Annotated in this window: 14 protein-coding genes and 1 other annotated feature; all 14 genes read left to right on the top strand. The window is 37.9% G+C overall.

Annotated features, from left to right (window positions below; translation table 11 throughout):
- Window positions 1-3 precede the first annotated feature (3 nt).
- The 14 genes from spoVAC (at window position 4) to pyrF (ending at window position 17,029) form a co-directional block, all read left to right on the top strand.
- Window positions 4-483, top strand: coding sequence for a stage V sporulation protein AC (gene spoVAC / locus AMET_RS20740; RefSeq protein WP_012065253.1), 480 nt, complete (start codon window positions 4-6; stop codon window positions 481-483).
- Complete coding sequence (spoVAD, locus tag AMET_RS20735; RefSeq protein WP_012065252.1) at window positions 484-1,488, top strand: stage V sporulation protein AD; 1,005 nt, start codon at window positions 484-486, stop codon at window positions 1,486-1,488.
- A 12-nt stretch (window positions 1,489-1,500) separates the two neighbouring features.
- Entirely contained in the window at window positions 1,501-1,854 is a 354-nt protein-coding gene (gene spoVAE, locus AMET_RS20730) for a stage V sporulation protein AE (RefSeq protein ID WP_012065251.1), read from the top strand.
- 183 nt (window positions 1,855-2,037) lie between these two features.
- Window positions 2,038-3,009, top strand: coding sequence for a hypothetical protein (locus AMET_RS20725; protein WP_041721185.1), 972 nt, complete (start codon window positions 2,038-2,040; stop codon window positions 3,007-3,009).
- Between the two features lie 4 nt (window positions 3,010-3,013).
- Entirely contained in the window at window positions 3,014-3,598 is a 585-nt protein-coding gene (locus tag AMET_RS24590; protein WP_012065249.1) for a hypothetical protein, read from the top strand.
- A 136-nt stretch (window positions 3,599-3,734) separates the two neighbouring features.
- A complete protein-coding gene (locus AMET_RS20715; protein ID WP_012065248.1) occupies window positions 3,735-6,080 on the top strand; it encodes an ATP-dependent DNA helicase in 2,346 nt (781 codons plus the stop codon).
- A gap of 25 nt (window positions 6,081-6,105) precedes the next feature.
- Window positions 6,106-7,335: a MerR family transcriptional regulator gene (locus AMET_RS20710; RefSeq protein ID WP_012065247.1), complete on the top strand. Its 1,230-nt coding sequence runs from the start codon at window positions 6,106-6,108 to the stop codon at window positions 7,333-7,335.
- Window positions 7,336-7,465: 130 nt separating this feature from the next.
- On the top strand, window positions 7,466-8,743 hold the full coding sequence (locus tag AMET_RS20705) for an MFS transporter (protein WP_012065246.1): 1,278 nt from the start codon (window positions 7,466-7,468) through the stop codon (window positions 8,741-8,743).
- Between the two features lie 123 nt (window positions 8,744-8,866).
- Window positions 8,867-9,123 (top strand) — a binding site (T-box leader).
- 55 nt (window positions 9,124-9,178) lie between these two features.
- The gene (gene asnS / locus AMET_RS20700; RefSeq protein ID WP_012065245.1) at window positions 9,179-10,570 is read left to right on the top strand and encodes an asparagine--tRNA ligase; all 1,392 of its coding nucleotides are present in this window, start codon (window positions 9,179-9,181) and stop codon (window positions 10,568-10,570) included.
- A 72-nt stretch (window positions 10,571-10,642) separates the two neighbouring features.
- Window positions 10,643-11,749: a DNA polymerase IV gene (locus AMET_RS20695; protein WP_330368631.1), complete on the top strand. Its 1,107-nt coding sequence runs from the start codon at window positions 10,643-10,645 to the stop codon at window positions 11,747-11,749.
- Between the two features lie 143 nt (window positions 11,750-11,892).
- Complete coding sequence (locus AMET_RS20690; RefSeq protein WP_198135370.1) at window positions 11,893-12,723, top strand: M55 family metallopeptidase; 831 nt, start codon at window positions 11,893-11,895, stop codon at window positions 12,721-12,723.
- A 439-nt stretch (window positions 12,724-13,162) separates the two neighbouring features.
- The gene (locus AMET_RS20685; protein ID WP_012065242.1) at window positions 13,163-14,218 is read left to right on the top strand and encodes a hypothetical protein; all 1,056 of its coding nucleotides are present in this window, start codon (window positions 13,163-13,165) and stop codon (window positions 14,216-14,218) included.
- Window positions 14,219-14,757: 539 nt separating this feature from the next.
- Window positions 14,758-16,047 (top strand): dihydroorotase, encoded by a 1,290-nt coding sequence (locus AMET_RS20680; RefSeq protein WP_012065241.1) that lies wholly within the window; start codon window positions 14,758-14,760, stop codon window positions 16,045-16,047.
- A 58-nt stretch (window positions 16,048-16,105) separates the two neighbouring features.
- Window positions 16,106-17,029, top strand: coding sequence for an orotidine-5'-phosphate decarboxylase (gene pyrF / locus AMET_RS20675; RefSeq protein WP_012065240.1), 924 nt, complete (start codon window positions 16,106-16,108; stop codon window positions 17,027-17,029).
- Window positions 17,030-17,039 lie beyond the last annotated feature (10 nt).

Genomic DNA, 17,039 nt, shown 5'->3' with positions numbered 1-17,039 from the left:
AAAATGTCTAGTAAAAAGAATAAAAAATTAACACCAACACAACAAAAGTATCAGCAATTTGCAAAGGAAAGGGAACCCCAGAGATCGGTTGTAAAAAACTGTTTCAAGGCATTTTTTGTAGGTGGAATCATTTGCACAATAGGACAAGGGCTACAATGGATTTTCATGACGTATTTTGAATTTGATAAGGTAACAGCAGGTAATCCAACGGTGGCGGTTTTGATTATGATTTCGGCCTTACTAACAGGATTAGGTGTATATGATCACATTGCCCAGTGGGCTGGAGCAGGAACGGCTGTCCCGGTAACTGGATTTGCTAATACCGTTGCTTCAGCGTCTATAGAACATCGTAGTGAAGGATTTGTATTAGGTGTGGGAGGCAATATGTTTAAGATTGCAGGGCCGGTTTTAGCCTACGGGGTATTTTCTGCCTTTCTAGTTGCATTAATCAAAATTATATTTCAAGAGCTAGGAGGAATGTAGATGCTCCAAGGACGGCAAACATGGATTTTTGATTCTAAGCCCACGATAGTGGCATCTGCAGCAGTGGGAGGGCCATTTGAAGCCCAAGGGCCCCTAAGGGAAGATTTTGATATTTTACATGAAGACATATGGCTGGGGCAGGACAGCTTTGAAAAGGCAGAAAGAAAGCTGTTGGAACAAGCCTGTGAAATTGCCATAGATAAAGCTGGAATGAAAAAAGAAGATATACACTTTTTCTTAAGTGGCGATCTAATGAATCAGATTACATCCAGTAGCTTTGCAGCAAGAACCTTGGGTATGCCCTATCTAGGGGTTTTTGGAGCCTGCTCTAGTTCCATGGAGAGTTTAGCCTTAGCGGCTTTGATTGTAGATAGTGGAGCAGGTAAAAATGCCTTAGCTGCCGCCTCGAGCCATAATGCAGCAGTGGAAAAGCAATTCCGTTATCCTACAGAATATGGAGCCCAGAAGCCACCAACTGCCCAATGGACTGTGACAGGGGCTGGAGCTGCAGTGGTGGCACGTGATGGAGACGGACCTGAAATTCTTTGGGCAACTATTGGGAGAGTCGTTGATATGGGAATATCTGACCCCTTTAATATGGGGGCGGCCATGGCACCAGCAGCCGTAGATACCATAGAAGCACATTTTCGAGATACAAAACTTGACCCATCCTATTACGACCTGATTATTACAGGAGATTTGGGAACTGTGGGACATCATATCGCCGGAGATTTATTACAAGAACATGGTCTAAATATATCTAAGGAACGTTTTTCAGACTGTGGACTTTTAATTTATGACCGTGAAAAGCAGCCGGTGATTGCAGGGGGAAGTGGATGTGCTTCCTCAGCCACTGTGACCTATGGACATTTGATGAAAAGAATGGGTAAAGGGGAATTGAAACGAATCCTAGTGGTAGCTACAGGGGCTTTATTATCTCCTATGTCCTACCAACAGAAAGAAAGTATACCCTGTATCGCCCATGCTGTAGCAATCGAAATGTAAGGAGTGAAACTTATGGAAAAGTTTATTTGGGCTTTTATTGTTGGGGGTGGCATTTGTGTCATCGGTCAGATTATGATGGATGTGTTTAAATTGACACCTGCTCATACAATGACTACATTGGTTGTCAGTGGTGCTGTATTAGGTGGGTTGGGACTTTATGATCCATTGGTAGAATTTGCAGGAGCAGGAGCCACTGTGCCCATCAGTAGCTTTGGAAATTCACTGGTTAAGGGTGCCTTGATGGAAGCTGAACGCAGTGGGATCATTGGTGTACTAACTGGCATATTCGAAGTGACCAGCTCCGGGGTTTCTGCAGCCATTATTTTTGGGTTTATGGCGGCAATCTTTTTTAAACCTAAGGGATAGAAAAGAGGATTTACTTGTAATTAAATAGAATTAAAATAGGTGTAGCGATCGGAACTGTGATTTGATAAGGGTTCGAAGGCTACACTTTTATTATTGTTATAAAACAAAAAAATAACACTTTGACTGGTGGAAAGAGTAGCTGTAAAATATGAGGGTGACCAATGATAAATGGGGGGCATTACGGTGAATAAAAAAATAGCTGTGACAGGGATTTTATTGATTGTTTTTTCGTGGATAGGAAATTTTATGTATTTTCAAAGCTATCAATTGGAGGAACCGTTATTTATGGAACACTATTATGATCGAGGACTAAGGGAATTGGTATCCTTTGAAATTCGTTATTTAATTAATAAAAACGACAATGTCAATATTTATAGAATAGATATTCCTGGTATACCCTCTGAACGTATTAGAGTTTCAGAACAATATAGTATAGATTATGTTCAGCATAACTTAGGGGTCATGGTGGTAGAAATCACTGATGAAGAGATGCATTCATGGTTAAATGAGGATGGCATTGTATTTAATGAAATGACTGTGTATTTTAACAATGGGACCTCTCAGCAGGTGGATATAGGTGAAATTAAAATACAAAAAAGAGAAGCTATCGATTGGGAGGAAAGAGCGCTTTCTCAGGTTAGTGGAGGTGGCTCTAGCAATGGGAATAGTTATAGTCTTCATAAGGTAGAAGAATCCTTGAAGGTATTAAGCTTTGAATATGACAACAAGAGAAAATTGGAAGGATTTTTGCATCTTTATATGAATCCATCTAAGATCCGTTTAGAGGAAATAATGGAATCGGAAAGTGCATTTATGGAGTCCATAAATGAAGAAGATCTAAAGAGCCAGGAAGAGCTTCGGAGGACATATGAAAGGATGAGAGACGTTCAAGGAAGTTTATTTCAGATAGATGGACTCACTATTAAGGATATTCATTTTCCAATGGAATTTAATTCAGGAGAACAAATCAAAATCAGTTATTACTTTGATTCCACAGAAGAACATGATCAACGATATCATTTATTTATTGATATAGAGGCAATGCTGTTAATTGAAACAGTGGAAGGAGTAAGAAGGATTCAATCTCTTTATATTCAAAATAGACCACAATTTAGTTCAAGACAGATTAGACAAATCATAAAAGAGCGGAGGTAAAGCAATGATTAAAGAATATTATAGCAGGCTTTTTTGGGGTCTATTAATCACATTTTTTGATATCAGATTTAATGAATTTAATCTACTTCCTGACTTTGTGGGGTATATCATCATTTTCTCAGCCTTAGGAGGATTAACGAACTATCATGATATATTCAAAAAAGCAAGACCCTTGGCCTTTGTTTTAATATTTTTGACTATACCGGATTTATATAGGGGGGATCCTAATCTTTTAGCGGGGGCTGAAGGTCTTCTTTCCTACTCCATGCTTGAAATGGGAGTCAATATGATATCGGGTATTATCGAGTTGTTATTGGCTTATTATATTTTTGAAGGAACAAGAATTTTAGCTGTAGAGAGAGAGTTGAAGGAGCTAGCACAGCAATGTCATTCCAGGTGGAAGGCGTATTTAATCATTAGATTTTTGCTGCTCCTAGGGCAACCATTTATATGGAATGTACCTCAGGGTATCATATTAGGAGGTTGGATTCTTTTGGGTATAGGTGGATTTATTATTCAAATTTTATTTATTGCTTTGATCAGGACTGGTTCTGAAGAATTTCATGAAGATTTCACAGAATTGGAATAGCTCATGTAAATGGCTCCCAATCTACGATTTTTAGGTTACATTTTACATCTTCTTACACTGTTATTCTTTAAAGATAATGATGCAGTTTCCTCAAATATAGAAATGTAGTTAATCGGAGTAAAAAGGATGGATTAAGGTGGAAGAACAGCGGGAGATAAAGGTTTCTGTAGGGAATCTAGTGGAATTTGTACTGCGTAGTGGTAATCTAGACAGTGGTTTTTCTGGAGGGAGTAGTGCCATAGAAGGCACCAGAGCCCATCAAAAAATACAGAAGAATTATGGGGAAAATGATACTTCAGAGATTACCCTAAAGTACAGTTTTGATTATCAAGAGCATAAAATGACTGTAAAAGGCCGAGCTGACGGCATAATCCTAGAGGATGAAAAAGTCATTATCGACGAAATCAAAACAGTGACAAAATCCCTTGATGAAATAGAAGAAAATGATTACCCCATTCACTGGGGACAAGCCCAATGCTATGCATATATTTATGCCAAGGAGAACAATTTAGAAGCCATAGGGGTTCAATTAACGTACTATCAATTGGAGACACAGGAAATAAAAAGATTTAGAAGGACAATAACCATCTGTGAATTAGAGGCATTTTTTTATGATTTAATTAAACAATATTTTCAATGGGCTCATCGGATTGAGAAATGGGAGATGAAAAGGGATTTAAGTATTAAGGACATGAAATTTCCATTTGAAGCCTACCGTAAAGGACAAAGAGAGCTGGCTGTTGCGACGTATAAAACCATCAGAGGAAAAAAGAAGCTTTTTGCCCAAGCCCCAACGGGTACTGGTAAAACAATATCAACCCTCTTTCCTGGGGTGAAGGCGATGGGAGAGGGAATGACATCTAAAATATTTTATCTAACAGCCAAGACCATTACCAGACAGGTGGCGGAGGAGGCCATTGTGAAAATCAGAGAAAAGGGACTAGCATATAAGACCATCACCTTAACCGCAAAGGATAAGATCTGTTTTGAAAAGGTAGGTAGCTGCAATACAGATGAGTGTCGCTTTGCCAAGGGGCACTTTGACCGGCTCAATGAGGCCTTATCAGATGTATTTGACCATGAAGATGCCTTTACAAGGGATGTGATGGAGACATATGCTCGTAAACATCACATATGTCCCTTTGAGTTTTCATTAGAATTGGCTTTGTGGAGTGACTGTATTATATGCGACTATAATTATGTCTTTGATCCTCGTGTCTACTTAAAGCGGTTTTTTCAAGAGGAAGGAAAAAACTATACATTTTTAATTGATGAAGCCCATAATCTAGTGGATCGCTCTAGAACTATGTTTTCAGCGGAACTAAATAAAGGGACATTTTTGGAATTAAAGCGGGTGATGAAAGACAAGAGCCCAAAGGTAGCAAAGACCCTAAACAAATTAAATTCTTTTATGATTAAAGCAAAGAAGAACTGTGGAGAAAATGAATTTTATATTCAAAAAGAAGCTCCTTTAGAGATGGATCAGCTCCTTAGACATTTCATATCAGAGGCAGCGATTTGGTTAAAAGAAGGACGGGGAAAAGGGGGTTATGAGGCGCTATTAGAGTTATACTTTAGTGCATTTGCCTTCCTGAGGATTTTAGAGTTTTATGATGATAGGTATACTACTTATGTAGAAAAACGAGATAAGGATGTGGTGATAAAGCTGTTTTGTTTAGATCCTTCTTATCTTTTAGGACAAGCTGTTAGAAGAGGGGGAGCCGCCATCTTTTTTTCTGCTACCCTGACCCCACTCAACTACTTTAGGGACATTTTAGGTGGTCATGAAGAAGATTATCAAATACAATTAAGCTCTCCCTTCGATAAAGAAAACCTCAAACTTATGGTGGCCAACGATATCTCAACAAAATACAAGGATCGTCAGGAGAGCTATGAACCAATTATAAAATATATTAAAGAAGTGGTTCGGGGTAAGGAGGGAAACTACTTGGTATTCTTTCCCTCCTATGAATATTTGAGGAGGGTTCTTGAATTGTTTAGAGAAGCCTGCCCCGATATAAAAGTACTAGAGCAGGGAACCACCATGACGGAGCCGGAGCGAGAGGGATTTTTACGTCAATTTAAATCCAAGCCCAGTGAAACATTAATTGGATTTGTGGTTCTTGGGGGAATTTTTTCTGAAGGGATCGACCTAACAGGAAACAGATTAATCGGTACAATCATTATTGGTGTGGGGCTGCCTCAAATAACAAGGGAAACGGACATTGTAATGAATTACTTTCAAGAAAAAAAACGTCCGGGTTATGAGTATGCCTATACGTATCCAGGGATGAACAAAGTACTTCAAGCCGCCGGTAGAGTGATTCGAAGGGAAAAGGATAGAGGTGTCGTTTTTCTTATTGATGAAAGATTTACTTCCTATAGATATCAACGTCTATTTCCTAAGGAGTGGAAACACTATTTAACAATTTCCAATAGAAGTACAATAGATACTTTGCTAGAGGCATTTTGGTCTGAATAATTTACCACAAGTGGAGCTGATAGAGATGAAAATTGGAGCGTTTTCTGCGAAACACAATATTACAATTGATACGGTCAGGCATTATATTGATCTAGGACTGTTATTACCTCATAAAAAGGGGGGTCAATATGAGTTTACCAGTAAAGATAGCAATGACCTACAAGGGGTATTAGAGCTCAAAGGGCTGAAATTTACATTAGGTGAAATTCAGAAAGTATTTTCCTATAAACGCATAACCGGTATGAGAACAATACAAGATCAATTACGATATAAGAAGATTTTAGAGGAGAAGACAGAAGAATTAGTGGCTGAGCAGAAACATTTAGCGAAAACAGTAATGTATTTACAGCAGAGAGCTGAAGAGATTAACATCGTATCATTACAACAGAGAAAACAGTTAGGTTTTCCTTTGTTATTTATTCAACATTTATGCTGTCCACTTTGCAAAAATTCATTGGATTTAAACAATGGCATCATTGAAAAAAACATGTTAATGGAAGGACAATTTCAATGTCATTGTGGATATTGTGCTGGGGTAGAGAAGGGTATTTATATAGAACTGAATGAGGAAGACAAAAAAAAGATAGTCAAAATTAAGGGTGCCCCAACTATTGAATCCTATGTAGAGGGAACATCTCCAGGGTTTATTAACTTTATGTATAAAGCCATAAAGACAGCTACCCAAATGATTAACAGCGAGGTCCTAACAAATAAGGTGATACTAGAGCTAGGAACGGGATCTGGTTTTTTCCTAAAACAGTTTATTTCTCATATGGATGAGAGTAATTATTATATTATCACAGATCATGATCAAGAAAGAATGACTAAGATTAAAGAATATTTAGAAGCAGAATCCCTATCAACTCACTTCGTGTTTATTTGTACTGACCTTGCAAGGTTACCATTGAAGGAGGGGGTTGTGGATATCGTCGTCGATTATTGGGGGTCCACTGTGTACCATTTTACAAGCCCTGATTTTTTAATTGATGAGATTAGCCATAAAGTTAAAATAGGGGGTAAATTAGTAGGATGTTATGTTTATGTAAAGCCTTATGAGAAATTTTTACTCCAACTACCTGAGATTTCAAGAAAGTTTTATAAAGAAGAAACGATACAAAATTTACTGCAAAACTCTGATTTTAAGCAATTAGAGACTAAACAACTAGGCTTTGTTGATACGGAGGAAAAGTATGAACCCTTTGTCAATGGGAATAAAATTTATGAATTTGTGTATTACGGAAAAAAGGATCAGTAAAGGTGGCGTCAACCCCATCTTTACTGATTTTTTAGTGAAAAAGAGAGAATAAGGTCATTGACCTTGTGAAAACCCCCTAATATAAAATGAAGTTAACAAAACAATCATAAGTTTATTGGAGGGAAATCACATGAATCCAGGAATAAGTGCAATGAGTTTAAATAAAAAAGATACAATTGGAAAGCGAAATTTAGTCTTATTTATAGCAGGAAAGTTTGCATCTTTATTTGGGACACAGATCTACAGCTTTGCCATTGGATTATATGTTCTCAATATGACGGGTTCAGGGCTCTCTTTTGCCAGTACCTTGATTTTTGGTATGCTCCCTAGGGTACTGTTTGGTCCTATTGCTGGAGTCATTGCGGATCGTTTTGATCGTAAAAAGATTGTGGTAGGCATGGACTTAATATGTGGGCTACTAATGCTCCTGTTTTATGGATTGAGTACAGTGAACGGGATTAGATTGGGTTATGTATTTTTGTTTTCATTCCTACTGACAACCTGTAATGTGTTCTTTGATGTATCATTAGAAGCAAGTAAGCCTAATCTAGTTGATGCAAAGCACCTAATGCGGATTAACTCTTTGGGACAGAGTATTACTTCCATCGCTGCCATTAGTGGGCCTTTTCTAGGTGGACTTATTTTTGCATTGGTAGACATCAAGTTGTTTTTATTAATTAATGGAATTTCATTTGTTTTATCAGGGGTTTCAGAGTACTTTATACAGTTTGACTATAACCAGTCTCACCACAGCCAACTACCAAAAGAAAGAAAATTGTTGTGGAAAGAAATGTTAGAAGGCTGGACCTTTTTTAGAAGTAACAAGATGCTGTTCAACGTGCTTTCTTTTTCAATATTAATCAATTTTATTTTACAAATTTCAATTACGGTTCCATTACCCTATATATTAAATCATGTTCTCCAAATGTCTCCAGAACAGTTTGGCATCATTAATGGACTATGGCCTGCAGGAATGCTTTTGGGGGCCATATTACTTTCTTTTTTACCTGAAAAAGAGAGCTTATATAAGCGATTGATTTTGTTGATGACCTTATTTGTTTTGTTGATTATAGCAGTGGCAATTCCTGTCACACCTTACTTTAGCGGGTATTCAAATCAGACTTACTTTATTTACTATATCATCATTATGGGATTCATAGGCTTTATTGTTGCCTTAATTGATATTCCTTTTATGGTACTTATTCAAAGACAAATTCCTAATGAAATTAGGGGGAGGGTATTGAGCTTAGTCAGTACCATGGCCATTGCCATTGCTCCCCTAGGGTTGTTAATTTCGGGTCTCATTGTAGACCATGTACCAACTTATTTTCTCCCAGGAGTCGGTGGCATTATCCTGATGATTCGACTAATCTTCTTTGCCAATAATGAAGAAATTAAAAAAATATAAACTCAACTTCATTTCTTATTCCTATGTGTAGAATAAATATAAAGGCTGCGGGTAAAATAGAGTTAAATAATTTTGACATCTTTTGCTTAAAAGATTATAATATCAATAAATGGAACTAGAAATTAAAAGACGATGAAGAGAAGAGTAGATATAGGGGACGTTTTAGCGAGTCGGTGATGGTGAGAGTCCGATATGAAGCCTTTATTGAAGAACATCTCGGAGTTGCTAATCGAAATCATTAAGACTGTGAATGATGAGAGTAGACTTAGCCGGAGCCAAACCGTTATTCATTGGGCAGCATAACTAAGATTGTGCTGATGAGTGGTCATGTAGATGACAATAAGGGTGGTACCGCGAAATGAGAGTCTTTCGTCCCTAGGTTTTGGGATGGAGGGCTTTTTGTAGTTTAATAAAGTACACAAGAGGAGGAGAATGATGAAGACAGTATCAGTTAAAGAAATTTATCGTCAAACCGAGCAATATGCAGGTCAATCAATTCGTGTTGAAGGCTGGATTCGAACATTACGTGCATCAAAGGCTTTTGGTTTTATTGAATTGAATGATGGAACATTTTTTAAAAACATTCAGATCGTCTTTGATGAAGATCTACATAACTTTAGTGACGTAAGTAAATTTACTATTAGTTCAGCCATCATAATAGAGGGTACATTAGAAATCACACCTGGTGCAAAGCAGCCCTTTGAAATTAAGGCAACAAATGTAGAATTAGAAGCGCACTCCCACAAGGATTATCCACTTCAGAAGAAACGACATACATTTGAGTACTTAAGACAAATTGCTCATTTAAGACCAAGGAGTAATGCCTTTTCGGCTGTATTTAGAGTAAGATCCATTGCAGCCTTTGCCATTCATCAATTCTTTCAAGAGAAGGGCTTTGTTTACACCCATACCCCTATTGTGACAGGCAGTGATGCTGAAGGGGCAGGAGAAATGTTTAGAGTTTCAACCCTAGACTTTAAAAATATCCCTTTAGATGAAGAACAACAAGTTGACTTCAAGAAAGATTTCTTTGGGAAGGAAACAAGCCTGACAGTCAGTGGACAACTAGCTGCTGAGGCCTATGCATTAGCCTTCAAGAAGGTTTATACATTTGGACCAACATTTAGAGCAGAAAATTCCAATACTGCTAGACATGCATCAGAGTTTTGGATGATCGAGCCTGAGATTGCCTTTGCAGACCTTCAGGACAACATGGAATTAGCTGAGGATATGTTAAAGTATATGATTCGGTACGTCATGGAACAGGCACCTGAAGAGCTTGAATTTTTCAATCAGTTTGTTGATAAAGGATTGATCGATAGATTAAACCATGTGGCGAATTCTGAATTTGGAAAGGTAACCTATACAGAGGCTGTCAAAATGTTGCAAGAATCAGGAGAGGAATTTGAGTATCCTGTGGAATGGGGACATGACCTTCAAACAGAACATGAACGATACTTAACAGAAAAAGTATTTAAAAAGCCAGTGTTTGTCATGGACTATCCAAAGGATATTAAGGCTTTTTATATGAGAATGAATGATGATAATAAAACTGTTGCGGCTATGGACTTGTTAGTGCCGGGGATAGGAGAAATTATCGGTGGAAGTCAAAGAGAAGAAAGATTAGATGTATTAACAGATCGAATGAAACAAATGGGATTAGATGAAGAAGAGTATTGGTGGTATTTAGAACTAAGAAAATATGGTGGTGTCAAACATGCTGGATATGGACTTGGTTTTGAAAGAGCGATTATGTATTTAACAGGAATGGCTAATATTCGTGACGTTATTTCCTATCCAAGAACACCAAAATCTGCAGAATTTTAGGATAGCCCCCGCTTTGGGGGCTGTTTTTATGTTTTGATTTTTTGGGGTATAATAAGAGGGTAGGGGGTGGCCATGATGGATCATAGAATCATTCATGTAGATATGGATGCATTTTTCGCTGCAGTGGAGCAGCAGGACCAGCCAGAATTGAAAGGGAAAGCGGTCATTGTGGGCGGTAGTAGTAATCGCGGAATTGTATGCACATGTTCCTATGAAGCAAGGAAGTTTGGCATTCATTCTGCCATGCCTATTTTCATGGCAAAACAGAGATGTCCACATGGTATCTATTTGCCTGTTCGTCACGAGCGATATAGGGAAGTATCTAGGCAGGTTTTCGATATCCTTTATGAAGTGACAGATCTAGTAGAGCCCCTATCCATCGACGAAGCCTTTCTAGATATATCGGATTGTGAAGAAAAAACCTATGACATTGCAAAGTACATTAAAGAACAAGTGAACCAGAAAACAGGATTAACAATTTCTGTGGGGATTTCATATAATAAATTTTTAGCTAAATTGGCATCGGACTGGAATAAACCAGATGGGATTAAGATCATTACAAAGGAGATGGTTCCTGATATATTGAAACCACTTCCGGTCCATAAAGTGTTTGGAATAGGGCGAAAATCTGGCAGTAAGCTAAATCAGATCGGGATTGAGACCATTGAAGATTTACTCTCTCTGTCAGAACAAAATCTAATTGATCTTTTGGGCAAGTCCGGAGTGGAGATCTACCATCGAATTCGTGGAGTTGACCAAAGAATGGTGGAAATAGACCGACAGATTAAATCCATTGGACGAGAGACCACTTTAACGAGAGATACAATGGATAAAGAAGAGCTTAAAAAATACCTATTCATATTTGCCCAAGAGGTTTCCCAGTCTTTAAAAAGAAGGGGATTTTTTGCCCGAACCATTACGATCAAAATGAAGGATGCTCATTTTAAAGCCCATTCCAAAGGTAAAACCATAGAGAAGTATATTAGAGATGAAAAGGAAATTTATGAGATTGCCAGTGAGGCCCTAGAGGAGAATGGAATCGAAGAATATATTCGTCTGATCGGATTAACTGTGTCTAACTTTTCCACTGTTCCAATAGAGCAACTCACATTTTATGATACTGTAGATAAGACCTTGGAGAATGCAAGTAAAGATAAACGAGACTGGAGTTATCTATAAATTCATTCACCAAGAAAAAAACTGATTTTTATTGAATCATTAATTTGCATTAGATGATCTGGAAATGATGAAGGGTTTATTTGAAAAATGAAGAACAATGGATTGTAGTGTGTTTTATATGATAACAATCATATTTAGGGGGGATGAAGCAGATGAAAGTCTTTATTTCAGCAGATATAGAAGGAATATGGGGTGTTGTTTCGAGAGATCAAGCGGATCCTTTGGGAAAGAACTATGAACGAGCCAGGAAGCTTATGACTGAAGAAATTAATTGGGTTGTGGAAGAAGCCTTTAATGCAGGAGCCAAAGAAGTGGTGATTAATGATTCCCATGGTAGGATGGATAATTTATTAATTGAACAGCTTTATCCAAGAGCGGTATTGATCAGTGGAAGCCCTAAGCCATTAAGTATGATGCAAGGAATCGATCAATCCTATGATGCCGTCATTTTTATTGGATATCATCCAAGGGCAGGGACTTCTGAAGGTATTTTTGACCATACCTATGCAGGGAGCATTGTAGCCAGTGTAAAAATCAATGGAAAAGAAGTCGGGGAGTGTGGTTTAAACGCTGGCCTTGCTGGTTATTTTGATGTGCCAGTGGTATTAGTATCTGGGGATGATAAGGTAGTGGCACAATCTAAGGAGGAGATTGGTACGATTGAGGGTGTGGTTGTGAAGGAAACCATGGCACGTTATGCTGCTAAGAATTGCTCCTTAGAAGAAGTGAAAAAAAGGTATAAAGAGGCCATTCAAAGGGCATTGGGTCATGTAGATCAGTATCCTCTGGTGGAATATGAGGGGGAAATTGAATTGGAGCTTGCATTTAACGCTACCATTATGACTGAGGTAGCCATGCTAGTGCCTGGAGTGAAGCGTAAAGGGGCTAGATGTATTACCTATTCATCAGGGGATTATTTAGATTTATATCGACTTTTTAGAGCATTGATTATTTTAGCTGGTTCAACTCTTTAATTTATTTTTCCAAAGTTGATTGAAAAGTAAGAGACAGCTCTTGTGAATTTGAAATATATGAATTCAAAACATCATTTCTACCTTATGATCAAATATAGGGCAGTAATGATGTTTTTTTTAGTTGTGAAGTCTCTTCTTTTTTATTTCCTATAAAACAAATAATTGATTCCTGTCGAGAAATAGCCCGCTTTGATAATTAATATTTTATTATGACCTATGTCTAAGTCAGGTAATTTATGAAGTGAGTAATGTTTAATCATGGACATCTTACAATCGCTACAGCTATTTATACTAGTATAAATACATAAGGGATTCTGGTAATGGTTAATATCTAAATATTGTAAATAATGGTGTTTATTAAAAAAGATTGTTTATTATAAAACACAGTGGTATAATTAATAAGAATTACAATTTAAATAATAAATAGGGGGAATACAAGATGAAGAAGTTCATAACGACTTTAGTAGTACTTATTTTAGCTGGTATGGTATTAACTGGATGCACCACTGGTGCGGCTGAGGCTGAAGACACAACAAATGAGCAAGTTGCCGATAATGATGAAATAGTAGAAGGTGAAATGGTAACGATTGGTCTTGGACACGGAACTGCAATTGGTAAGTCGAAAAGTTTAGACGGTGATACTGTACCACTTGCACAAGTGGATACAACAATGGTTGCTGCTGGATTTGATGCAGAAGGTAAAGTAGTGAGTGTAACAATAGACGTAGCACAAACAAAAGTAGATTTTGATGCAGATGTACAATTAACATCTGATAAAGATGGAGAATTCAAAACTAAGCTTGAGCTTGGTGATGATTATGGAATGAAAAGAGCATCAGGAATTGAAAAAGAGTGGTTTGAGCAAGCAGCTGCTTTAGAAGAGTGGATGATAGGTAAAACAGTAGCAGAAATCATGGCTATGGAACTTGAAGAAAATAGACCAGCGGATGCTGATCTTATCACTTCTGCTACAATAACAGTTGATACTTATTTAGCAGCCCTTGAAGAAGCATACAACAATGCTGTAGAAGTTGAAGCTGGAGCTGTAAAAGTAGGTCTTGGTACTGAAATTTCAATTGCAAAGTCTAAATCTGCAGAAGGTGACAATGGAGCACTTGCACAGGTTGATACGACTATGAATGTTGTTGCACTTGATGCAGACGGTGTCGTTGTTGGAACAATCATTGATGTAGCGCAAACAAAAATTGACATTGATGTAGACGGTCAAATCACAACTGATAAAGATGGGGATTTCAAAACTAAGGTTGAGCTTGGTGATGACTATGGAATGAAAAGAGCATCAGGAATTGAAAAAGAGTGGTTTGAGCAAGCTGCTTCATTAGAAGAGTGGATGACAGGTAGAACAATTGCAGAAATTACTGCTATGGAGCTTGAAGAAGGAAGACCAGCTGAGACTGACCTTGTTACTTCTGCTACAGTAACAGTTGGAGGATATATCTCTACAATTGAAAAAGCGGCAGTAAACGCAAAGTAAGCTATAAAACATATGTAAAATATAAAAAGCACCTCCACCATCAGTTGGAGGTGCTTTTTGTTGGTTTATCTTTGTTAACTGTCTTTGGGAATAAAATATTGACAAACAAAGTAACCTTATGATAAAATAGTAAAAATGCTTAAAAGTAAAAAATAATATCGACAAACGCATGTCGACCTTTAAGGTGGTCCAGAGAGGCCAGAAAGGGAGGAATTGAGATGGAGTTCATCACTGCGTATTTTTTTTGCGAGTTTTTTAATATACAAAAAAATAGAAAGACTAAAGGGAAGGCGTTCATGGAGGTTTTCAACCCAGTTCAGCCTATGTTTTTAGTTTTTCCTTTTATATTGGGGCACAATAGGACCATAGAGAGATTATTTAATCAATAATCTCTCTATGGTCCTTTCGTTTTTCTTAAGAGAAAGATGAAATTTCTAGTTGAATAGGATTCATCAGAAAGCAGAGGATAGAAATTTTAAGCACTTATTAAAGAAATCGCATCAGAGGAATTTTATAAATATTTTAAAGGAGTGTGTGAAATGAAACTATTAATTAAAAATGGAAGAGTCATTGACCCGGCGACAAAATTAGATGCCATAAAAGATATATTGGTTCTCAATGAAAAAATTGTAGAGGTACAAGATGAAATCAATCAAGAAGCCGATGAAATCATTGATGCAAAAGGATATTGGGTGGTGCCGGGACTCATTGATGTCCATGTGCATTTGAGAGAACCGGGGTTTGAACATAAGGAAACAATTGAAACGGGAAGCAAAAGTGCAGCAATGGGTGGATTTACAACCATATGCTGTATGCCAAACACTCAGCCTGTTGTCGATTCGGTAGAGATTGTTCAATACATCAAAGAAAAGACCAAGAGGCAAGCTGTTGTTAATGTACTGCCCATCGGAAGTATTACCAAAGGACAGATGGGAAAGGAATTAGTAGATGTTGAAAAGCTAGTAGAATCCGGGATTTGTGGTATCAGCGAAGATGGTAAAACAGTCATGGATAGCGCCCTACTAAAGAAAGCCATGGAGCAGGCTAAGGCTGCCAACATACCTGTGTTTTCCCACTGTGAGGATCATACATTAGTTCAAGGGGGAGCTATGAATGCAGGAAAAAAAGCAGAAGCCTTAGGAATCAAGGGTCTAGGAAGAGATGCAGAGGAAGTTATCATCGCCAGAGACATCATTTTAGCAAGAAATACCGGGGTAAAGCTACACCTATGCCATGTGAGTACCAAGGGTGGCGTAGAGCTAACCCGTGAGGCAAAGCAAAGGGGTGAAAACGTAACAGCAGAGGTGTGTCCCCATCACTTCGCTTTAACTGAGGATATTGTAGAAAAAGATTTTACCAATTCCAAAATGAATCCGCCTCTGAGAACTGGAGAGGATGTGGATGCCATCAAGCAAGGGTTAGTAGATGGAACCATTGAAGTGATTGCCACAGACCATGCACCCCATCATGCAGATGAAAAGAATCAGGAGTTTCATCAAGCACCCTTTGGTATTGTAGGTCTAGAAACTGCCTTATCCATAGGGATGACAGAGTTGGTAGCAACAAAACTTTTAACACCCATGAGCTTTATCGAAAAGATGACCATCAATCCAGCAAAGCTATTGGGAATTGATAAAGGAACGATACAGGTTGGGAAAATAGCAGATATAACAATCCTTGATTCTAATCTAGAATATGAAATAGATGTTAACACCTTTGCATCAAAGAGCAATAACAGTCCCTTTCATGGGAGTAAGGTGAAGGGAAAAGTTATGTTCACCATTGTTGCAGGAGAAATTATTGTGGAAAATGGGGAGCTAAAGCATTAATAAGAAAGTTTGATTTAGATAGGGTTGTCATTATAAAGATTAAATGGAGGGATAAATCATGATAGATAGATTAATCAAGAAAATAGAAGAAACCCAAGCGCCCATTGTTGTGGGTTTAGACCCAAGATTGAATTTGATACCAAAGCACATTAAAGAAGAAGCTTATGAAATACATGGGAAAACACCGAAGGCTGCAGGTGAAATATTCTATCGTTTTAACAAAGAAATAATTGATACAATATATGACTTGGTACCCGCTATCAAACCCCAGGTGGCGATGTATGAGCAATATGGTCCTGAAGGAATGGAGGCATATATTAAAACCATTGATTATGCAAAGGAAAAGGGACTCATTGTCATCGGGGATATAAAAAGAAGTGACATTGCTTCCACAGCAGAGGCTTACTCCCAAGGACATATTGGAAGAGTTGAAATAGAAGAGGAAAGCTATACGGTTTTTAATCAAGATGCTATCACCCTAAATCCTTACCTAGGAGTAGATTCCATTGAGCCTTACATTCAAAACTGTAAAACCTATGATAAGGGACTGTTTATTCTAGTGAAAACCTCTAATCCAAACAGTGGAGAATTTCAAGACTTAGATGTAGGGGGAGAAAAGCTTTACGAAAGGGTGGGGCGCTCTGTGAACCAATGGGGAGCACAGCTCATTGGGAAAAAAGGATATAGTCAAGTGGGAGCCGTGGTGGGAGCCACTCATCCAGAGCAAGCAGCGGATCTTAGAAAGCTCATGCCAAGGAGCTACTTCCTGGTGCCTGGATATGGGGCCCAGGGTGCAACGGCTGAAGATTTAAAGGGATACTTTAATCAAGACGGTTTAGGGGCCATTATTAACTCATCAAGGGGAATTATTGCAGCCTATAGAAATGAAAAATATCAGAAACAATTTACTGAAAAAGAGTTTGCCCTATCATCTAGGGAGGCAGTCATTGACATGAAGAAGGACCTACAGCGAATTAGATAAAGGGGAGGCA

This window comes from Alkaliphilus metalliredigens QYMF (assembly GCF_000016985.1).
Taxonomy (GTDB): Bacteria; Bacillota; Clostridia; order Peptostreptococcales; family Natronincolaceae; genus Alkaliphilus_A; species Alkaliphilus_A metalliredigens.
Note: the sequence above shows the minus strand (reverse complement) of the source record. Positions and strands in the feature narration are given on the sequence as shown.